Origin of the sequence: Pectobacterium sp. IFB5596, from assembly GCF_021432585.1 — a bacterium.
Taxonomy (GTDB): domain Bacteria; phylum Pseudomonadota; class Gammaproteobacteria; order Enterobacterales; family Enterobacteriaceae; genus Pectobacterium; species Pectobacterium punjabense.
Map to the genome: position 1 here is coordinate 135,492 of NZ_LXFY01000029.1, position 19,869 is coordinate 155,360.

Here is a 19,869-nt window from a genome sequence, read left to right on the forward strand (position 1 = left end):
CCTGACTTTCCCTTAGCCATCCTCACGCTTCAATAACGTTAGCACTTCATAGTGCGCCGTATGTGGGAACATGTCGAATAGCTGCACGCGCAGCGCACGGTAATTCGCCAGTTCCGTCATGTCCTTGGCCATGCTTTCAGCGTTACAGCTGGAGTAGAGAATGTAGTCCGGTGCCATACGGCTCAGGTAAGCGCACAGTTCGCTGCCGATACCGCGGCGTGGCGGGTTGACTAGCACCAGCTCGGGAATTTCTGCTTTACCTGTCGCAAACTGCGTGGAATCCAGCGCCTGAAACTCTACCTGCTTCAACCCTAACTGCTCCGCAGAGCGACGCGCGCAGGCTATCGCCTCAGCGCTGATTTCAATGCCCGTCAAACGCATCTCGGGGGAGGCACAGTGCAGGCCAAAACCCCCTACTCCGCAAAACAGATCCCACATGCTGGTGATATTCAGCTCTGCAACCCAATCGCGTGCTGTCGCATACAGCGCGGCCGCCACCTGCGGGTTCGTCTGAAAAAAACTTTGTGGCCGGATATACAGCGGCACCTGATTGAACTGTTCGGCCAGCGCCGCAGCCTCACTCAGGATGATTTCCATTTTTCCTTCCATTATCGCCTGATGGACCGGCTGGATATTGGCGGATATCACCTCAAGCTGCGGCAACTGCTGCTGTAGCCAAGGCAATGCTGCACGCAACTGCGTCAGCTTGGTTTCCGAGCGTAAGACAAAGCGCAGCATGAACGTCCCGCGCTGCGTACTTTCCGTCAGCAGCAGGTATTTCAGCTCTCCACGACGGCGTTCCACGTTATACGGCGTCAATCCCGCACGAGCGATGAAAACTTTAAGCACGTCGAAAACTGGTGCGAAGCTGGACGGATAAAGCGGGCAATCACAGAGATCTACCGCCGTTCCATCACGGTGTAACATTCCCAACAGCGGGCGTTCCACGCTGCCGCTCACCACCATTTTGGCTTTATTACGAAATGCAGACTGCGCAGAAGGTTGCACGGGCAACCAACGCTGCACAGCGTGCGCTTGCAGCAGGCTTTCAAGGTGCTGCTGCTTATCAGACAATTGCTGTGGGTAGGCTTTTTCCAACCATTGGCAGGAACGACAGGTTCCCGTGCTGTAGCGGGCACAATGCATAAACAATCTAACTATAAGAAGAAATACAGAATGAAAGGATTATACCATCCTGACGGCATCACCCCGCGACCTTTTCGCTTACTCATGGGCGACGCCAGTAGCCAGATGGCTCAGGAGGTAGACATATCTATTTCTGGCGCAGAAAAAAGCGCTTACTGCGTCGTGGCAGAAACAGTAAAACCATCACCAGAAGATCCGGGATCTTCTGTAGCAGGAGTTGATGCAGCACGGCGGCGTTATTTTCCCCTGAAATATGGAATATCGCTGGCATAAATTCGCTCAGGGATGCGAGAAGCAGGTAACACACCACCAGCCCCTGGCAGGCCACATAACCCCATCGACCCCAGTTAACACCCGCTAAAACGGCAAAACCACAACGAATTTCAATGCCGACAATAATAAGCGATAACAATAATACCAGTGTCGAATCCCAGGCTTCCGCGTTACTGCCAATCCAGCCGCTCAAATCGCTTAACCCTAGCTCCCATACCAGCAGCACAATCCCCAAAAAACGGGTAGCAATAATCGCAATCCCCGCCACCATCACTGGCACCGGGGCATACACTTTGCGTTGCGTCATTTCCTTCTTCGTGTACAGAATTTCAACGCTCTCCCTTCATGCAGCCATAATCGGCCAAAAATACAGCATCAATATAAAATTCGATGCCAATATAAAACGTGGTACTGATATAAAACTTGATAGTCGTATAAAACAACAACGCCCCCATACTCTGGCGGCGTTGCTGGATACCTTCGCTAGGCTAACAAATTACGGAGTGAAATCGAATCAGCCACGTCTCGCTTTTTGCATATCACGATAGCGCTGCTTCTCTGCCCTTGCCATAAACCACCAGGCGATAAACCCAATAATACCAACGACTAACAATATCAGAGAAGCCAATGCGTTAATTTGTGGATTAACCCCCATTCTAACGCTGGAGAACACCAACATAGGCAGCGTCGTCGAGCCAGGCCCCGCCACGAAGCTGGCGATAACCAGATCGTCCAGAGACAGTGTAAACGCCAGCAGCCAGCCGGAAAGCAGCGCTGGGGCAATCATCGGCACCGTGATAATGAAGAAGACTTTGAGCGGATTCGCCCCCAGATCCATTGCCGCTTCTTCAATCGAACGATCCAGTTCCCGCAGGCGCGCGCTGATCACCACGGTGACATACGCGGTGCAGAATGTGACGTGCGCCAGCCAGATAGTGAACATTCCTCTTTCTGCTGGCCACCCGATAGCATGACCTAAGGCAACAAAGAGCAACAGCAGCGACAGCCCGGTAATCACATCCGGCATCACCAGCGGTGCCGTCAGCATAAACGCAAAGCCATTGGCACCACGGAAACGGCCAAAACGCACCATCACTACGGAGGCGATCGTCCCAAGAATCACAGCCATCGTGGCCGAGGCGGCGGCAATCGTCAGGCTCAAGAGCACCGCGCTGATCATCGCCGTATTATGAAACAGCTCGATATACCAGCGCGTCGACCATCCAGCCCATACGGTAACCAGCTTGGAGCTGTTGAACGAATAGATCACCAGCATCAGCATCGGCGCATAGAGGAAGGTAAAACACAGTACCAAAATCACAATACGCCACGGCGAGCGAACAACAGGTAAATTATTCACGCTTCACCCTCCGCAGTTTTGCTCTGATGTTTATGGAACCAGATAATCGGTATAATCAACAGCAACAACATGACGATCGCGACAGCAGATGCCACCGGCCAATCTCGGTTATTGAAGAATTCCTGCCACAGGATACGGCCAATCATAATGCTATCTGGCCCGCCAAGCAGTTCTGGAATCACGTATTCCCCCACAGCAGGAATGAACACCAGCATCGAACCCGCAATAATACCGCCTTTCGTTAGCGGAACGATCACGTTGAAGAACGTTCTTAGCGGCCGCGCGCCCAGATCCAACGACGCTTCCACCAGCGAATAATCCAGCCGCGTCAGCGCGGTATAAATAGGCAACACCATAAACGGCAGATAGGAATACACCACGCCAATGTAAACCGCCAAATTGGTGTGCAAAATGATCAGGGGTTCATCAATCACGCCCAGCCACAGCAGGAAGTTATTCAAGATACCGTTATTTTTCAGAATCCCCATCCAGGCATAGACGCGGATCAGAAACGACGTCCATGAAGGGAGGATCACCAGCAATAACAGAATATTACGCGTTGAGGGTTTACTGTGCGCAACGGCCCAAGCCAATGGGTAACCAATAAATAAGCAGCACAGCGTCGATACGGCCGCAACCTGAAGCGACTGCATATAAGCATCGAAATACAGCGGATCGTCCAACAAGTGCAGGTAATTCCCAAGGTTCAGGGAAATATCCAGCTTGTCATCCATCCAGGAAACCAGATCGGTATAAGGCGGGATTGCACGTGCCATCTCAGCGAAACTGATCTTGAACACGATCAGGAACGGCAGCATAAACAGCAGCAGTAGCCACACATACGGCAGTGCGATAACCAGCTTACGCCCGTGTTTTTGACGCCAGCGCGCCATCAGCACACGCAGCCAGAGTCTGGCCTTGCCCGGTGGTTCCGCCGTGTGACGTTCGGGAAATAAAGTCATGACATTCTTCCTCGCTACACCGTCAGAACCACACAGCTATCCGCATCCCAACACAGCCTAACCTCATCTCCCCAGGTCGGTGTGCCTTTACGATAGCGATAGGCATTTTGTAGCTGCGCGCTGATGATCTGCCCGCTGTTAAGCCTGACGTGATATATCGACAAGTCTCCCAGATAGGCGATATGCACGACTTCCCCCACGGCGAAATTACAGCCGTCAGCCGGAACGTCTTCGCACAACATGATTTTTTCAGGACGTAATGCGATGTAAACCGGTACACCATCCACTACCGAGACATCCGAATCCACTTTCAGTGGATGCACCAGCCCAGGGCTTTTGATGATCAGTGCCTCGTCCTGACGCTCCTGCAATATCCCTTCAAACATATTGACCGAGCCGATGAATTCTGCGCTGAAGCGTGTATTCGGGTGCTCATAGATCTCTTCCGGCTCGCCAATCTGTACGAACTTACCGCGGTTCATAATGGCAATACGTCCTGCCATCGTCATAGCTTCTTCCTGATCGTGTGTCACCATCACACAGGTCGCACCTACACGCTCCAGAATATCGACCACTTCAAGCTGCATGCGGTCGCGTAGTTTCTTATCCAGCGCCCCCATCGGTTCGTCCAGCAACAGCAGTTTTGGACGTTTCGCCAGACTACGAGCCAGCGCAACACGCTGACGCTGGCCGCCGGAAAGTTGATGCGGTTTACGATTGGCGAACTCCTGCATGTGCACCAACGACAGCATCTCTTCTACACGATCTTTGATTTCAGCACGCGGCAGCTTGTCCTGTTTCAGACCAAAGGCGATATTCTTTTCCACCGTCATATGTGGGAACAGCGCATAAGACTGGAACATCATATTGATAGGACGCTGGTAAGGCGGTACCAATGATAAATCCTGACCATCAAGAACAATCTGCCCCTGAGTCGGGAGCTCAAAACCTGCCAGCATACGCAGCAGCGTGGATTTCCCACAGCCCGATGCGCCCAGCAGAGCAAAAATTTCGCCTTTATAAATCGTCAGGCTGACATCATCGACCGCGGCCTGACCATCAAACGACTTCGTCAGGTTACGCACTTCCAGCAGCGGCGTGGCCGCTTTTTGTGGTTTTGATTGAGGGCGTGGGATCGCGTCATTCACTTCGCATTGCTCTCCAGCAAAAGCAGAACAAGTCACCCCGCTGCCGCCATGATTAGGCGTTTTTGCATCCAGCGGTGTGACACAATATAGAGCGCAAACAGGCGGTATTTCCGCCTGTTTTTTGCCACATGTTATACCCATTCACTCTCTGGTTGCCGAAACCAACAACCATCAAGCGCTTGGGTAGCTATTCAGATCCAAAAGGCTATTTGCCGCTCTTAACTTTAGTCCATGCACGAGTACGTGTACGGTCAATCTGAGGGGATTGCACCTTGAGCGTAAACATTTTGGCACGCACATCCGCAGGTGGGTAGACACCCGGGTTGTTACGAATCTCTTCGTTCACCAAAGGCAAGGATGCGAGGTTACCGCTGGCGTAATAGGTGTGGTTACTGATCTCAGCCATCACTTCCGGCTTCATCAGGTAATCCAGAAACGCGTAGGCTTCATCCAGATTTTTAGCATCTTTCGGGATAGCGAGGACATCAAAGAATGCCAATGCGCCTTCTTTCGGAATACTATATTGGATATTGACGCCGTTCTTCGCTTCTTTCGCACGATTCCCCGCCTGCATGATATCGCCCGCCCAGCCTACAGCAACGCAGATGTCGCCGTTCGCCAGATCGTTGATATATTGCGACGAATGGAAATAACGAATGCTCGGGCGCAGTTTCAGCAACAGATCGGTCGCTGACGTGCTGTAATCACCCGGTTTGGTGCTGTTCGGATCTTTACCCTGATAGTTTAATACCGTGGCAAAGATCTCTTCAGGCGCATCCAGGAAAGAAACCCCGCAGCTTTTCAACTTTTCCAGATTCTCTGGCTTCAGTACCAGATCCCAGCTATCAACAGGTGCATCGGCACCCAACGCCGCTTTGACTTTCTCGACGTTATAACCAATACCTGTGGTCGCCCACAGATAAGGCAGGGCATATTTGTTATCGGGATCGTGCTGGGCAATCAACTTCATCAGCTCGGGGTCCAGATTTTTGTAATTCGGTAGCTTACTCTTGTCTAATGGCTGAAAAACTCCCGCTGAGAGCTGACGCTCAAGGAAGCTGGCAGAAGGCACCACCAGATCAAAACCCGTGCTGCCCGCCATGAGCTTGCCTTCCAACACTTCGTTGGAGTCAAACACGTCATAGACGACCTTAATACCGGTTTCTTTCTGGAAATTGGCTAACGTGTTTGGTGCGATATAGTCGGACCAGTTATAAACATGCAGCGTTTTCTCTTCCGCAGATGCGGTGACGGACGCGGCCATCAGCAAGCCGGTAACAACACCCGATAGCCATTTTTTACGTTGGGTGAACATCCGTTCCTTCCTCCATACAAGGGGGTGATCGTGGGAGTATGTATCGTTCCGATACAAAACATGTCCTGCCGCGCTATCAAATCGGTGAATGAATATGCACCGATTTTTATTCGCTCATACACAGACATAGCCCTGATTCGACAGTCTGTCGCTTACAGGAATAAAGCATAACCCCACAACATCATGCACACCATACTTGAACGTAAAAAATGGGTTTTAACGATTATTTATTCACATTTTGTCGATGTGATGAAGGCGTTTAGCGACAAACAAAGAGAAATATCTGGCAATAAGGCGAAATAACCAGAATAAATGGCGGTGAAAGGAAAATAAGTAAAACCAATTGCTGCCGTTGGCAGCAACCGTATCAATGCAAATGTGAGGTCGTGACTCGTGTAGCAGAGCCCTCTTCTTCCTCGCCGATAAACAGCAGATTGTTAGCGCTCGCTTCAAGGATCACCATTGAGATCTGCTCTTCGGATTGCTGCATGAAATGCCTGAATTGTTCCAACGTCATCCCTGCGGCAACACTAAGCGACTGGCAAACAATCAGCTTCGGCAGGTTATCGTCCTGAACGTCGATAAACGCCTTGACGGTCAAGGAACTGGCATTGATTTGGCTCAGATCGCCGACCAGAGGAATCAGGGCGCTAGGCTTCACTTCGGCAAGTGCGGAAAACAAAATCACGTTATCCACCAGATCAACTTTTGCATCGAACACGCCATCGAAATTTTGCATATGAGGAAGATGGAGCGCCTGACAGGAATCACATTCGAAATACAGAATGTTCAGTTGATCCAGCCACCGCCGTAGCATAGCCAAATCCGGAACGATGAGTGAATCCATCATGTTTGCCTCATACTTGCCACCGTAAAGACAGCGTTATTGAAAAGAGAACACCGTTCACGTAGAAACGATGTTAAAACAGAAACCATCTTAAAAGCGGCACATAGCTTACGGAATATTGTGCAACGATGCCATGATAAAAGCGCACCACGGCTCGTTTTCCTCGTTCTACTGCGCGACGATACACCGTCGCGAACGCCGCCTACCAGCTACGCACCAACGGAAAACGCCGTATTTTACGGTGCAGCCTCTGTTTCAGAAAGCTAACTTTTACTTATTGTTGTCGATGTTGCGACACGCTTCTGAGTATTTTGCTCAATAAACTCAATCATCATGCCAGCAATATCGAAACCGGTGGTCGTTTCAATCCCCTCTAGCCCCGGTGAAGCATTCACTTCCATCACCAGCGGCCCTCGTTTGGCGCGCAAAATATCGACCCCCGCCACATTCAACCCCAGTGTTTTCGTCGCTTTGATGGCAATCGCACGCTCCTGCGCCGTAATTTTCACGTTATTCGCCGACCCGCCGCGATGCAAATTTGAGCGAAATTCCCCCGCCTTCGCCTGCCGTTCTATCGCCGCAACCACTCGATTACCGATCACAAGACAGCGAATATCTTTACCCTGCGCTTCACGTACGTATTCCTGCACCAAAATGTGTGCATTCAGCCCACGAAATGCATCAATCACGCTTTCTGCCGCCTGCCGCGTCTCCGCTAATACCACGCCAATTCCCTGCGTACCTTCCACCAATTTCACGACCAGCGGCGCACCGCCTACCATCGCAATCAGATCGCCAGTATCATCCGGCGAGTGGGCAAATCCGGTAATCGGCAGATCAATCCCTTCGCGGGCAAGCAGTTGCAGCGAATGAAGTTTGTCACGGGCGCGAATCACCGCAACAGAATTATTCAGCGGGTAACTCCCCAGCATTTCAAACTGGCGTAATACCGCTGTGCCATAAAATGTAATCTGTGAGCCAATACGCGGAATAATCGCATCGTATTTATCCAACCGGCGTCCACGGTAATGCACCGACGGCGCCGCCGGATTAATATTCATATAGCAGGAAAGTGGATCGATAATTTCAACGCTATGCTTACGCGCCTCAGCAGCTTCACGCAGGCGTTTGCAGGAATATAACGCTCCATCACGAGACAGAATGGCTATCTTCATAAATATCCTACCGATACTAGCGTATCGCCCATCCTTGTTGATGTAAGTAGTCCAGCATGAATGGACGTAACTCTTTTTTCAGCGTCAGTTCAACGTGTTCACTCCAGCTTTCACGACGACGACCGGTGCGCTGTAGGTAATATTCCACCATTTGCTTATCGTATTGTGCCAGCACATCGCGATCGAGCGGCTGATAAACATTTTCATGCAACATCATGGCTGTTGGCATACGCGGTTTCAGCAACGGTTCGGCGTCTGGGTGCCCCAGACACAGGCCAAACAGCGGTATCACCTGCGTCGGCAATTGCAGTAACTGCGTCACATCAGCAATGCGGTTGCGAATCCCACCGATAAAAACCCCACCGAGCCCTAACGATTCGGCAGCAACCAAGGCATTCTGCGCCATGATAGCGGTATCGACACAGCCAATCAGCAATTGCTCTATCAGCCCAGTTTCTGCCCGGGGGAAGATCTCCACATGGCGATGAAAATCGGCACAAAATACCCAAAACTCTGCTGCCTGCGCTACATAGGTTTGCTCGCCGGTATAGTGAACCAGCGTTTCGCGCACGGCAGGATCGGTAATACGGATAATCGAACTGCATTGTAAAAAGCTGGAGCTGGATGCGCTTTGTGCGGAGGTGATGATGGCATGGCGTTGTTCATCCGTTACGGGCTGAGACGTAAACGCACGAATGGAACGGTGGCGTTGTAGCAAATCAATGGTCGGTGTCACACTGGCATCCTTCAGTCGGTAAAGTACATCTATTTGGTTCGTCGGGTGTAACCTAATAGATTGAACAAATCGTTGTAACAGGTAATGACTACTTTTTTTCATCGATGAATGCGGGCATAGTAGCGCCATTCACAGTAACCTCATTAACCGTAACACTTTTGGCCGTGACCTTATCAACAACAAGCGTCACGCTATGCGTTTTCAGAATGAGAGTATTTTTCTAATTTTACAAAGGAGTTTACATGTTCGCTGTAATTTTCGGGCGCCCAGCTTGCCCTTATTGTGTACGTGCGAAAGAACTGGCAGAGAAACTGGCCGAGCAGCGTGATGACTTCAGCTTCCGCTATGTAGACATCCACGCAGAAGGTATCTCAAAAGAAGATTTGTCCAAAACGGTAGGAAAGCCCGTTGAAACCGTACCGCAGATTTTCCTGGATGAAAAACACATTGGCGGCTGCACGGATTTTGAAGCCTATGCCAAAGAACATTTGTCCCTGTTCCAGTCATAATCATCAGACAGGTCAGACAATAGCGCGGCGAACGTCCGCGCTTTTTTATTTTATAGCAGCATGTTCAGCGTTTACTCAGCGAAGATAGCGTCGATATAGGCTACGTAAGCACAGTACACCCAGTGAACCCAATACGCACCAAAAGGCCGCGCTCATCACATAAGCCAGCTCTTGCCAGAAAGAACGCATCGGCGTATTCCACAAATGGAGCATCAGTAAACATACCGGCATCGCCGCCAGCGCACCAAACAGCGGGTAAAGCAAGCGACCGCGTGCAGAAAGAAGACAGGCAATCATACCCGGCAGCAGAAAAAGTAACATACCAGGGCTACCGCGCAGTCCGTCGTTCACTGCGGCATCCGACACTTCAATTTTTTGACTTAGAAACACAATAGTGAACAATAGAAAACAACAAACCGCGCCGACCCAACCTTTATTCCGTGCCATAAACCGCCCCTCTCAATATGCCTCCCAACCTGCATCAACCCGATACCGAAAACATGCGGTAGGGTAAAAATGATGGGTATATCTCTTCCCCGATATGAAAAACATGAGGCTTCGCTACGATTTATTCGACGCACGGGTTGTCCGTAGAAAAAGACAATAACTCGCCGTATTTTATCAACAGCGCCACCATAATCATTAAATTAAACAATAATTACACTGAACAATTTTTATCGGATAAATTATACTTGATGAGGCTGATTCCTTTCAGCTGACGTGTATTGCATGCCGTCACGGGAATTCATGTATTTCATGGCTAAATCTAGCCGCTATAATGAATAATATCAAGAGCTTACTGGTAAACAACAAGTTACATTACATGAATATAAACGTCGCTGATTTGTTAAACGGAAATTACATCCTGCTTTTATTCGTGGTTCTTTCATTAGGACTCTGTCTGGGAAAGTTGCGCTTCGGCCCAGTACAACTTGGTAATTCTATTGGCGTTTTAGTCGTTTCTTTATTACTCGGCCAACAACATTTCTCGATTAATACCGAAGCGCTGAGTCTCGGTTTTATGTTATTTATTTTTTGCGTGGGAGTGGAAGCCGGACCGAACTTCTTTTCTATTTTCTTCCGCGACGGAAAAAATTATTTCATGCTCGCGCTGGTGATGGTCGGTAGCGCCATGTTACTGGCGTTAGGCTTAGGAAAACTCTTTGGCTGGGGAATCGGCCTAACCGCAGGAATGCTGGCCGGCTCCATGACATCAACACCCGTGTTGGTCGGTGCGGGCGACACGTTGCGTAATACCGCCAGTTTGGGGAGTCAACTCGGTATTGAGCAAGATCACCTGAGCCTGGGCTATGCGCTGACGTATCTGGTTGGGCTGGTCAGCCTCATTTTTGGTGCGCGCTATCTGCCTAAACTCCAGCATCAGGATCTCCCCACCAGCGCACAGCAAATTGCTCGCGAACGCGGGCTGGATGCGGATAGCCAAAGAAAAGTATATCTGCCAGTGATTCGCGCCTATCGCGTCGGACCTGAGTTAGTCGGCTGGGCGGACGGCAAGAATTTACGCGAGTTGGGAATTTATCGTCAGACGGGTTGCTATATTGAGCGCATTCGGCGTAACGGAATTTTGGCAAATCCCGACGGCGATGCTGTCTTGCAAATCGGCGACGAGATCGCGCTGGTCGGCTACCCTGATGCACACTCTCGTTTGAACTCCAATTTCCGTGATGGTAAGGAAGTTTTCGACCGCGATTTGCTAGACATGCGCATCGTGACGGAAGAGATCGTCGTCAAGAATCACAATGCCGTCGGCAAGCGACTGAGCCAGTTGAAGCTGACCGATCACGGCTGTTTCCTTAACCGTATCGTCCGCAGCCAGATTGAAATGCCGATTGACGATAACGTAGTGCTAAATAAAGGTGATGTCTTACAGGTCAGCGGCGACGCCCGTCGAGTGAAAAGCATTGCTGACAGAATCGGGTTTATTTCTATCCACAGCCAAGTCACCGACCTACTGGCTTTCTGCGCTTTTTTCGTTATCGGCGTCATGGTCGGTTTGATCACAATCCAATTCAGTAATTTCACATTCGGCATTGGTAATGCTGCCGGGTTACTTTTCGCGGGCATCATGCTGGGATTCCTGCGCGCCAATCACCCTACTTTTGGCTATATTCCGCAGGGCGCTCTCAATATGGTCAAAGAATTTGGCCTGATGGTCTTTATGGCGGGTGTCGGCCTGAGTGCCGGTAGCACCATCAACAGCAGTCTGGGAGAAGTCGGCATCCAGATGCTAGCTTCAGGGCTGATTGTCAGCCTGGTGCCTGTGGTGATTTGCTTTCTGTTCGGTGCGTATGTACTAAAAATGAACCGCGCGCTGCTGTTTGGTGCCATGATGGGCGCACGCACCTGCGCACCAGCCATGGAGATCATCAGCGATACGGCACGAAGTAATATTCCTGCACTCGGCTATGCGGGTACCTATGCCATCGCTAACGTATTACTCACATTAGCAGGTTCACTCATCGTGGTTATCTGGCCTGAATTACCCGGCTAAAAACAGGTAAGAAATCGTGAATTTTTTCCGAAAAGGTCAGAACTTTTTCTTTGACCTACAGTCTGAATATGTGCCACTGCTTTTCTTTGATTCCCCTTATTGAGGAAGCCCATCGTTCCCGCCTTTGAGGTTCAAGAACGATGGGCGTTTTATTTTCTTATATACACAATTCAAAGCCGCCTCCTCTTCCCGTTCCCATGCCGCTGTTATCAGGTTTATTTCATTATTTGTTATTTAAATAACAAAATTTAATTACATTGTTATTTTTGTGACATTAAAATCATTGAGTGTCATAATCATCGCATCTTATTTTTATCGACATCACTAAGGATTCGCCATGACTGACTATGCACGCTATATCGACCACACATTGCTGGCAGCCAATGCCACAGAACAGCAAATCATTACGCTGTGCGATGAAGCGATAGCACATCATTTTTATGCCGTCTGTGTTAATTCCGGTTACGTTCCCTTAGTCGCTGAGAAACTGAAAGGATCGGCGGTGCACGTCTGCTCCGTTATCGGTTTTCCTCTGGGGGCAGGTCTGACTTCCAGCAAGGCTTTTGAAGCCAAGGCCGCCATCGACGCCGGCGCTCAGGAAATCGACATGGTGATTAACGTCGGCTGGCTGAAAAGCGGCAAGATTGACGCTGTCAAAGCAGATATTCAGGCCGTGCGTGAGGTTTGCGCCGCTATACCGTTGAAGGTAATATTGGAAACCTGTCTGCTTGATGACGAACAAATTGTGCTGGTGTGTGAAATGTGCCGTCAGTTGGACGTCGCGTTCGTCAAAACATCTACCGGTTTCAGTACCGGCGGCGCGCGCGAAGAGCACGTTCGACTAATGCGCAACACCGTCGGCAGCGAGATGGGTGTAAAAGCATCCGGCGCGGTTCGCGATCGCCAAACGGCACAACGAATGATTGAAGCGGGTGCCACACGTATCGGCACGAGTTCAGGCGTTGCTATCGTTTCAGGTGATGCTGCCGCAGCAGGAAACTACTAACAACAAAAATAGCTTACTAGCAGGGAATTTTATGGAAACACGGCGCGACGAACGAATCGGCAGACTGGCTCAGGCATTAAAGAAAACCGATAAACTCCATCTTAAAGACGCCGCACAGCTACTCGGCGTATCGGAGATGACCGTGCGCCGCGATCTGAATGCAGATTCCACCAGCGTCATGCTGCTCGGTGGTTACGTTGTCAGTGACCTGAAGAATAACGGCACCACTCACTATTTTGTTTCCGACCAACAGACCAAACACGTAAAAGAAAAGCAGGCTATCGGTGTCGCCGCCTCCCATCTGGTCGAGGTAAACGATACCGTTTTTTTCGATTGTGGCACCACCATTCCCTTCATCATTGATGCGATATCTGATGAGCTGCCTTTTACTGCGATCTGCTACTCTCTGAACACCTTTTTAGCACTACAGGAAAAAAAGGCGTGTAGAGTGATTTTATGTGGCGGGGAATACCATCCAGATAACGCGATCTTCACCCCGCTCAACCAACGCAGCGAGCTGGACAACATCTGCCCGAATAAAGCGTTTATTTCTGCGGCGGGTATTGAGCTTAACGCGGGAGCAACCTGCTTTAACTTTGCCGAACTGGGCATGAAACAGCGCGCGATGGCGACCGCACAGCGAATTATTATTGTGGCAGATAGCAGCAAGTTCGGTCAGATAAAACGCGCCTGCATTGGCCCGATGACGCTGTTTGATACGGTCATTTCCAACAGCGCCCCGGACGAACAGTACCTACGCTATTTCTCCAACAACGGCATTCAGTTAATTCACTCAGGGGATTAACCGAATAACCCACCGAACCACTGCTGCACCTTCATCATCACCGAATCCCAGAGGCGGCTAAAGAAACCGGCCTCGGGGATATCATCCATCGCGACCAGTTGGCGCTGCCCGATGCTTTTTCCGTCCAGTTGAAAATCGATGGTACCGACCACCTGATTCTTGGTAAGCGGTGCAGAAAGCTGCGGTTGATTCAGCGTGAAACTGGCTTTTAGATTCTTCATCTGCCCTTTGGGGATGGTCAGCGCGGCATCCTGCGCCACGCCCAACCGTGCCTCTTTCTCCGTGCCAAACCACACCCGTTGCGTAGTAAAAGGCGCATCCGCCTTGATTGGGGTTACCGTTTCAAAAAAGCGGAAGCCCCATGTGAGCAGTTTTTCGCTTTCACGAAAACGAATGGCATCCGTTTGCGCCCCTAGCACCACAGAAATCAGGCGCATATTGCCTTCCGTTGCCGAGGCCACCAGATTGTGTCCCGCCCCGTTGGTATGGCCTGTTTTTACGCCGTCCACATTCAGATTGGTGCTCCATAACAGGCGGTTGCGGTTAGGCTGACGAATGTTATTGAAGGTGAACTCTTTTTCCTTGTGCAACGCGTACTCTTCTGGCACGTCTCGGATCAGCGCCTGCCCTAACAGCGCCATATCGCGAGCGGTGCTGTACTGCCCTACCGCATCGAGGCCATGCACGGTAAGGAAATGCGTATTCGTCAGGTTAAGTGCTTTCGCATAATTGTTCATCAGGCTGACAAACGCATCCTGACTGCCCGCAACGTAGTCTGCTAGTGCGATGCTGGCATCATTACCTGACTGAATGACAATGCCTTTATTTAACTCAGAAACGGGGATGCGATCGCCCGGCTTAAGGAACATCAGCGACGATCCACGCAGTGCCGGATTACCGGTTGCCCAGGCATCTTTTCCGACGGTCACTTCATCCGTCGGGCGAATTTTACCGGATTTTATCGCCTGCCCAATCACATAACTCGCCATGATTTTGGTCAGGCTGGCAGGATCAAGGCGTTCATCGGCGTTGCTCTCCGCCAGCACTTTACCGCTGGCGTGATCCATCAGGATAAAGGCTTTGGCGTCAATCTGCGGCACCGCAGGCAACTGTTCCGCATAGGTAAATGGCGCCAAGCCAACAAGCAATACTGTACCTACAGAGAAAGACGTGAGTCTGGTCAGGAAAGGGGTTGTTTTCATGAGTTCGCCGCAATGTCCATCAGTCGTTAAAAATTCTTAATTTTCAATATGTTTTGAAAACTTTAGTAACATATAAAGGTAACGCGTCATCCCTGAGATGAAAACCGTTCATTCTGTAAAGATAGTCAAAGATATGAAAGCTTCTAAAAAAATGCAGATAAAAAAGGGACTTAGGAAGGAGTAAGGAATATCTGAAAATACAGACGGCGAGACCATCAAAAAAATAGTAACTGGCACGAGGAACCATCGCCGTTCAATATTGCCTCGTGCCTCGCATGAAAATACCCTCAGCGGCGTTCGCGCTTATCTGCACGTTTTGATAACCAATCGCCTAGGGTCTGTACCACCTGCACCAAAATAACCAGCGCAATCACGGTAATCACCATGACCTCAGTTTCGTATCGGTAATAACCGAAACGGATCGCCAAGTCACCCACGCCACCACCGCCGACAATGCCCGCCATCGCTGAATAGCCGATGAGGCTTACCAACGTAATTGTCAGGCCACGCAGTAGTCCCGCTTTTGCCTCTGGCAACAGCACAGTGCCGATAATACGCATTGGGCTAGCGCCGAACGCTTCAGCCGCTTCCACGATGCCGGGATCAATTTCACGCAGTGCGCTATCCACCAGACGAGCATAGAATGCGATCGCCGCGACCGACATCGGCACTGCCGCAGCCACTGGACCAATGGTATTACCCAATAAAATCTGCGTAAGCGGCAGCAGTAGCACCAGCAGAATAACGAAGGGAATAGAACGAATGATATTCACCAACACCGTGCCAAACAGATAGACGGCGCGGTTTTGCCAGAACAGATTCTTGTCCGTAACGTAAATCAGCAGCCCCAGCGGTAAACCACCGATCACGGCAAACAGCGTGGAGATCCCCACCATCTGGAACGTTTCACCGAACGCTGCGACCAGATCGATCCATAAATCAGCCATGTAACACCTCCACATTCGCCGTTCTTATCTGAATATGCTCCACCGCTTGCGCCACTTTTCCAGGATCGGATGGATGGGTCAATAGTGCCACGAGGATACCTAACGCACGGTTACCGATGTATTCGATCTTACCGTGCAGGATATTGACGGATACGCCGAAGCGCGTCGCAACGTCCGACAGCACGGGTTGCTCCGCCGATTCACCAACAAACAGAATCTTCAATAATGTGCCTTGCAAATCCACCAGCAAACGTGGCGGCAACGCGAGATCCAGCGTATGGGACACCAGTTGACGCGTAAAGGCGTGCTGCGGCGTAGCAAAGATATCGAAAACATCGCCCTCTTCCACAACCCGACCGCCCGTCATCACCGCTACCCGATCGCAGACGGCCTTAATCACGCTCATCTCATGAGAAATCAGCACGATGGTAATACCCAGTTTCTCATTAATCTCTTTCAGTAACGCCAAAATCGCGGCGGAGGTTTCTAAATCGAGCGCCGAGGTTGGCTCATCACACAGCAAAACTTCGGGATCGTTGGCAATCGCTCTGGCGATGCCCACACGCTGTTTCTGACCACCGCTGAGCTGAGCCGGATACGATGACGCTTTATCCGCCAGTCCGACCAGATTCAGAATTTCCGGCACGCGCACAGTAATTTCCGCGTTGGATTTCCCGGCGGCTTTCAGGCTGAACGCGACGTTTTCTGTCACGGTACGCGTCTGCATCAAATTAAAATGCTGAAAGATCATACCGATTTTTTGCCGCTGCTCCCGCAACGGCTGCCCCGCTAATTCGCTGATGAGCACATCGTTGACGCGCACACGACCTGACGTCGGACGCTGCAAGAGATTAATGGTTCTCAGCAGGGTACTTTTCCCCGCGCCGCTGGTGCCGACAATGCCGTAAATGTCTCCGCGCTGGATGTGCAGCGATACGTTATCTACCGCACGATTTTCTGGTTGCTTCCCGTGTGAGAAGTCAACGCTTACCTCTTCTAACTGGATCATTATCCGCAAACTCCTGACCAGAGCGGAAAAGAAGAAAGCCGGTCATAGACCGGCCAAATGGTATGTTGTACAACCTGAAGCTTTACTGTGCAGGCGCTGGCGTTTTCGCCTGCATCCACTCAGGCTTTTGGAACTGGCTATACATCAATGCCGGATCGTTGATCACCGCAGCATACGCAGGTGATTCAACAATCGCTTTGGTATCTTTAACAAATGGCTTATCGAGATCGTCAGTACGCACAGCAATAATATTTTTCAGGTTCTCATCCAGCGTTTCCAGCTTGATGGCCGACGACAGTTTCATACCGGATGCCAGCGCAAAATTACCGTTCACCAGCGATGCCGTCACACTATCCAGCGTACGCGGCAGTTGTGCCGCCTCCATCGGTTTGAAAACCAGCCCACGTGGGTTCTCAAGAATATCTTTCTCAGACGCTTTGGTCGGATCGATATCAGCCTTAATCGTAATCAGCCCCATCGATTGCAGGAAACGTAGACCACGCGCCAGATTGGTGGCGTCATTAGAGAGCGTAACCACGTCTCCTTTTTTCAGCTCATCCAGCGATTTGATTTTCTTCGAGTAGAAGCCCATGCTGGCCGTCGGTACGATGATCAGCGGCGAAATTTTTAACCCTTTATCGGCGGCAAATTTTTCTAAATAGAGCGTATGCTGGAAAAGGTTGGCATCGATGCTACCGTTGGCCAACGCCAAATTGGGCTGAACGTAATCACTGAATTCACGCACCACGACCTTGTAGCCTTTTTTCACCAGCTCAGGTTTGATCGCCAGATTCACCATGTCGCCATACGGCCCCGGAGCCACGCCAAAGGTGATCGTCTGCGGATCGCTGTTAGCCATCGCCAACTGCATGCCCGCGGCAAGCAGGGTGACCCCCAGAGCGGCACGAACAGAATGCGTCAATTTCATTGTGTAACTTTCCTGTCTGAATGTAACTTGCTGTCATTATTAAGAATGACAAGTTAAATCATAAAGACTAAAAAGGCATATCATTATTCTCATCGGCGGTCGCGGATAGCCGTGCATGGCTTAACGAAGAAAGAGGTAGATATGGTAACGATTTGGGGTCGTGATAATTCGACCAACGTAAAGAAAGTCTTGTGGTGTGCAGAAGAACTTGCGCTGCCTTATCAACATATTGCGGCTGGCGGACAATTTGGTCGTAACCAGGATGCTGATTATCTGGCGATGAACCCTAATGGCCTTATCCCCTGCTTGCAGGACGACGAACTAGTACTGTGGGAATCTAATACCATCGTGCGTTATTTAGCAGCGCAATACGGTCAAGATTCGCTGTACTTTGCCGATGCAGGCAAGCGAGCAAGTGCCGAAAAATGGATGGACTGGACGAGTTCGCTTGCGTCTTCTTTCGGTCCGGTGTTCATTAATATGGTACGCATCGCGCCAGAAAAACGCGATATGGCGTTGGTACAGAAAGGCATCGTTGAGTGCGAACGGCTGTTCGGTATTGTCGATGCCGTTCTGGCTAATCAGCCGTGGCTATCCGGCGATCGGTTTGGCGTTGGCGATATTCCGCTAGGCTGCGTTGTCTACGGCTGGCTGAATATGCCAATTGAACGGCAGGCACATCCTCATCTGGAACGCTGGTATCAGCAACTCACCGAACGCCCGGCTTATCAAAAACACGTTATGATCCCGCTGTCTTAAGTGAAACAGGCACCGTGAGGTGCCTGATTGCTTACTCCAATCCGACTTTCAGCAACTTGCCGTTATCGTGATCGGTCAGCAAATAGAGATAGCCGTCAGGCCCCAACCTTACATCGCGGATGCGTTCACCGCGATCGCCCAGCAAACGCTCTTGTGAGGCGACCTTGTTACCATCAAGCGTCAGGCGAATCAGGTTCTTCTCCGCTAGAGCACCGATGAAAACCGAATTCTTCCATTGAGGAAAACGATCGCTGTTATAGAATGCCATTCCGCTGATGCCCGGTGATTTTTCCCAGTAAAAATCAGGGTTAACCATCCCTGCGATCTCTTTTCCTTTCGCTTCTGGAATTTTCAACCCGGAATAGTTAATGCCGTGTGTCGCAATCGGCCAGCCGTAATTGGCGCCCGCTTTAGGGATGTTGATTTCATCGCCGCCTTTCGGACCATGCTCATTTTCCCACAGTACGCCAGACCACGGATTAATCGCTAACCCCTGTGGATTGCGGTGCCCGTAAGACCAGATCTCCGGCCGTGCGTTAGGCGTATTCACAAACGGGTTATCGGACGGCACCTTGCCATCCGCCGTCAGGCGAACAATCTTGCCTTGTAGCTTATCCAGATCCTGTGCGGTCGGGCGCTCGTTGTTTTCGCCCAGTGCAATAAACAGATGCCCTTGTTGATCAAAGGCCAGTTTGCCGCCGAAATGGTTACCCGTCGACAGCTTCGGTTCCTGACGGAAGAAGACCGTGAAATTTTCTAATCGCTTATTATCTGCGGAAAGTTTGCCATAACCGACAGCGGTGCCTGCTTTACCATCACTTCCTTCTTCGGCAAAACTCAGGTAGATGCGCCGATTCTGCGCAAATTCCGGTGATAGCGCGACTTCCAGTAATCCACCCTGTGATTTCGCAAAAACCTTCGGTACACCCGTTATCGGTGCAGACAGCGCGCTGCCCGCTTTCCATAAGCGTAAATTCCCAGCACGTTCTGTAATCAGAATCCCCTGTTCTTCCGGTAAAAACGCTAATGACCATGGGTGATCCAACTTATCCTGCAATTCCGTCACCTTTGGTTCCGCTGCCAATAGCTGGCTGGAAAATAGCAGCGTTGCGCTAAGCAGCCAGTGCGGCGCCACAGAAAATCGTTTTAACACGGTGTGTGAAGCAGAATTACGGGGCATCAAGCAAGCGGGCATAGCGTTGTCTCCATCCAACAAAAGTCCTGTAAATT

20 protein-coding genes are annotated in these 19,869 nt (G+C 50.5%); 5 read left to right on the plus strand and 15 right to left on the minus strand.

The features are described 5' to 3' along the window. Positions 1 to 12: 12 nt before the first annotated feature. The 9 genes from rlmC to nfsA all read right to left on the minus strand — a co-directional run bounded on the left by rlmC (position 13) and on the right by nfsA (position 8,962). Positions 13 to 1,146, minus strand: a complete 1,134-nt coding sequence (gene rlmC / locus A6301_RS16780; RefSeq protein WP_234258299.1) for a 23S rRNA (uracil(747)-C(5))-methyltransferase RlmC — start codon at positions 1,144 to 1,146, stop codon at positions 13 to 15. 127 nt (positions 1,147 to 1,273) lie between these two features. Then, entirely contained in the window at positions 1,274 to 1,726 is a 453-nt protein-coding gene (locus A6301_RS16785; RefSeq protein ID WP_107169775.1) for a YbjO family protein, read from the minus strand. A 207-nt stretch (positions 1,727 to 1,933) separates the two neighbouring features. Continuing rightward, entirely contained in the window at positions 1,934 to 2,779 is an 846-nt protein-coding gene (gene potI, locus A6301_RS16790; protein ID WP_107169776.1) for a putrescine ABC transporter permease PotI, read from the minus strand. Further along, on the minus strand, positions 2,776 to 3,741 hold the full coding sequence (potH, locus tag A6301_RS16795; protein ID WP_234258300.1) for a putrescine ABC transporter permease PotH: 966 nt from the start codon (positions 3,739 to 3,741) through the stop codon (positions 2,776 to 2,778). The genes potI and potH overlap by 4 nt, the downstream gene beginning before the upstream one ends. A gap of 14 nt (positions 3,742 to 3,755) precedes the next feature. Further along, positions 3,756 to 4,889: a putrescine ABC transporter ATP-binding subunit PotG gene (gene potG / locus A6301_RS16800; RefSeq protein ID WP_107169778.1), complete on the minus strand. Its 1,134-nt coding sequence runs from the start codon at positions 4,887 to 4,889 to the stop codon at positions 3,756 to 3,758. Between the two features lie 205 nt (positions 4,890 to 5,094). Then, positions 5,095 to 6,204, minus strand: coding sequence for a spermidine/putrescine ABC transporter substrate-binding protein PotF (gene potF / locus A6301_RS16805; RefSeq protein WP_014699624.1), 1,110 nt, complete (start codon positions 6,202 to 6,204; stop codon positions 5,095 to 5,097). A 367-nt stretch (positions 6,205 to 6,571) separates the two neighbouring features. Continuing rightward, positions 6,572 to 7,051 (minus strand): YbjN domain-containing protein, encoded by a 480-nt coding sequence (locus A6301_RS16810; RefSeq protein WP_107169818.1) that lies wholly within the window; start codon positions 7,049 to 7,051, stop codon positions 6,572 to 6,574. Between the two features lie 263 nt (positions 7,052 to 7,314). Then, the gene (gene rimK, locus A6301_RS16815; RefSeq protein ID WP_107169780.1) at positions 7,315 to 8,226 is read right to left on the minus strand and encodes a 30S ribosomal protein S6--L-glutamate ligase; all 912 of its coding nucleotides are present in this window, start codon (positions 8,224 to 8,226) and stop codon (positions 7,315 to 7,317) included. Between the two features lie 16 nt (positions 8,227 to 8,242). Further along, positions 8,243 to 8,962 (minus strand): oxygen-insensitive NADPH nitroreductase, encoded by a 720-nt coding sequence (gene nfsA, locus A6301_RS16820; RefSeq protein ID WP_234258301.1) that lies wholly within the window; start codon positions 8,960 to 8,962, stop codon positions 8,243 to 8,245. A gap of 242 nt (positions 8,963 to 9,204) precedes the next feature. On the opposite strand from nfsA, the gene A6301_RS16825 reads away from it, so the two are divergent. Beyond that, positions 9,205 to 9,471 (plus strand): GrxA family glutaredoxin, encoded by a 267-nt coding sequence (locus A6301_RS16825; protein ID WP_107169782.1) that lies wholly within the window; start codon positions 9,205 to 9,207, stop codon positions 9,469 to 9,471. 75 nt (positions 9,472 to 9,546) lie between these two features. Here A6301_RS16825 and A6301_RS16830 read toward each other — a convergent pair whose 3' ends face one another. After that, positions 9,547 to 9,918 (minus strand): inner membrane protein YbjM, encoded by a 372-nt coding sequence (locus A6301_RS16830; protein WP_107169783.1) that lies wholly within the window; start codon positions 9,916 to 9,918, stop codon positions 9,547 to 9,549. Positions 9,919 to 10,294: 376 nt separating this feature from the next. On the opposite strand from A6301_RS16830, the gene A6301_RS16835 reads away from it, so the two are divergent. The 3 genes from A6301_RS16835 to deoR all read left to right on the plus strand — a co-directional run bounded on the left by A6301_RS16835 (position 10,295) and on the right by deoR (position 13,794). After that, complete coding sequence (locus A6301_RS16835; protein WP_205542152.1) at positions 10,295 to 11,983, plus strand: aspartate:alanine antiporter; 1,689 nt, start codon at positions 10,295 to 10,297, stop codon at positions 11,981 to 11,983. A gap of 337 nt (positions 11,984 to 12,320) precedes the next feature. Continuing rightward, on the plus strand, positions 12,321 to 12,989 hold the full coding sequence (gene deoC / locus A6301_RS16840; RefSeq protein WP_215482494.1) for a deoxyribose-phosphate aldolase: 669 nt from the start codon (positions 12,321 to 12,323) through the stop codon (positions 12,987 to 12,989). A 31-nt stretch (positions 12,990 to 13,020) separates the two neighbouring features. Next, positions 13,021 to 13,794, plus strand: coding sequence for a DNA-binding transcriptional repressor DeoR (gene deoR, locus A6301_RS16845; protein WP_107169785.1), 774 nt, complete (start codon positions 13,021 to 13,023; stop codon positions 13,792 to 13,794). Here deoR and A6301_RS16850 read toward each other — a convergent pair. From A6301_RS16850 to A6301_RS16865, 4 genes are all read right to left on the minus strand, one after another. Further along, entirely contained in the window at positions 13,791 to 14,996 is a 1,206-nt protein-coding gene (locus A6301_RS16850; RefSeq protein WP_215482495.1) for a serine hydrolase, read from the minus strand. The genes deoR and A6301_RS16850 overlap by 4 nt on opposite strands. 287 nt (positions 14,997 to 15,283) lie before the next feature. Next, complete coding sequence (locus A6301_RS16855; RefSeq protein ID WP_107169787.1) at positions 15,284 to 15,943, minus strand: methionine ABC transporter permease; 660 nt, start codon at positions 15,941 to 15,943, stop codon at positions 15,284 to 15,286. Beyond that, a complete protein-coding gene (locus A6301_RS16860) occupies positions 15,936 to 16,952 on the minus strand; it encodes a methionine ABC transporter ATP-binding protein (RefSeq protein WP_215482496.1) in 1,017 nt (338 codons plus the stop codon). The genes A6301_RS16855 and A6301_RS16860 overlap by 8 nt, the downstream gene beginning before the upstream one ends. 82 nt (positions 16,953 to 17,034) lie before the next feature. Further along, positions 17,035 to 17,880: a MetQ/NlpA family ABC transporter substrate-binding protein gene (locus A6301_RS16865; RefSeq protein WP_234258302.1), complete on the minus strand. Its 846-nt coding sequence runs from the start codon at positions 17,878 to 17,880 to the stop codon at positions 17,035 to 17,037. 141 nt (positions 17,881 to 18,021) lie between these two features. On the opposite strand from A6301_RS16865, the gene A6301_RS16870 reads away from it, so the two are divergent. After that, entirely contained in the window at positions 18,022 to 18,639 is a 618-nt protein-coding gene (locus A6301_RS16870; RefSeq protein ID WP_234258303.1) for a glutathione S-transferase family protein, read from the plus strand. A gap of 31 nt (positions 18,640 to 18,670) precedes the next feature. Here the strand turns inward: A6301_RS16870 and A6301_RS16875 are convergent, their stop codons facing one another. After that, positions 18,671 to 19,834 (minus strand): PQQ-dependent sugar dehydrogenase, encoded by a 1,164-nt coding sequence (locus A6301_RS16875; protein ID WP_234258304.1) that lies wholly within the window; start codon positions 19,832 to 19,834, stop codon positions 18,671 to 18,673. Positions 19,835 to 19,869: the final 35 nt, after the last annotated feature.

What these genes read in the sequence shown, in the direction of transcription:
- rlmC (WP_234258299.1), bottom strand. Translation starts at nt 1,146, where the DNA reads ATGCATTGTGCCCGCTACAGCACGGGAACCTGTCGTTCCTGCCAATGG.
- A6301_RS16785 (WP_107169775.1), bottom strand. Translation starts at nt 1,726, where the DNA reads ATGACGCAACGCAAAGTGTATGCCCCGGTGCCAGTGATGGTGGCGGGG.
- potH (WP_234258300.1), bottom strand. Translation starts at nt 3,741, where the DNA reads ATGACTTTATTTCCCGAACGTCACACGGCGGAACCACCGGGCAAGGCC.
- potF (WP_014699624.1), bottom strand. Translation starts at nt 6,204, where the DNA reads ATGTTCACCCAACGTAAAAAATGGCTATCGGGTGTTGTTACCGGCTTG.
- A6301_RS16810 (WP_107169818.1), bottom strand. Translation starts at nt 7,051, where the DNA reads ATGGATTCACTCATCGTTCCGGATTTGGCTATGCTACGGCGGTGGCTG.
- rimK (WP_107169780.1), bottom strand. Translation starts at nt 8,226, where the DNA reads ATGAAGATAGCCATTCTGTCTCGTGATGGAGCGTTATATTCCTGCAAA.
- A6301_RS16825 (WP_107169782.1), top strand. Translation starts at nt 9,205, where the DNA reads ATGTTCGCTGTAATTTTCGGGCGCCCAGCTTGCCCTTATTGTGTACGT.
- A6301_RS16830 (WP_107169783.1), bottom strand. Translation starts at nt 9,918, where the DNA reads ATGGCACGGAATAAAGGTTGGGTCGGCGCGGTTTGTTGTTTTCTATTG.
- A6301_RS16835 (WP_205542152.1), top strand. Translation starts at nt 10,295, where the DNA reads ATGAATATAAACGTCGCTGATTTGTTAAACGGAAATTACATCCTGCTT.
- deoC (WP_215482494.1), top strand. Translation starts at nt 12,321, where the DNA reads ATGACTGACTATGCACGCTATATCGACCACACATTGCTGGCAGCCAAT.
- deoR (WP_107169785.1), top strand. Translation starts at nt 13,021, where the DNA reads ATGGAAACACGGCGCGACGAACGAATCGGCAGACTGGCTCAGGCATTA.
- A6301_RS16850 (WP_215482495.1), bottom strand. Translation starts at nt 14,996, where the DNA reads ATGAAAACAACCCCTTTCCTGACCAGACTCACGTCTTTCTCTGTAGGT.
- A6301_RS16855 (WP_107169787.1), bottom strand. Translation starts at nt 15,943, where the DNA reads ATGGCTGATTTATGGATCGATCTGGTCGCAGCGTTCGGTGAAACGTTC.
- A6301_RS16860 (WP_215482496.1), bottom strand. Translation starts at nt 16,952, where the DNA reads ATGATCCAGTTAGAAGAGGTAAGCGTTGACTTCTCACACGGGAAGCAA.
- A6301_RS16865 (WP_234258302.1), bottom strand. Translation starts at nt 17,880, where the DNA reads ATGAAATTGACGCATTCTGTTCGTGCCGCTCTGGGGGTCACCCTGCTT.
- A6301_RS16870 (WP_234258303.1), top strand. Translation starts at nt 18,022, where the DNA reads ATGGTAACGATTTGGGGTCGTGATAATTCGACCAACGTAAAGAAAGTC.
- A6301_RS16875 (WP_234258304.1), bottom strand. Translation starts at nt 19,834, where the DNA reads ATGCCCGCTTGCTTGATGCCCCGTAATTCTGCTTCACACACCGTGTTA.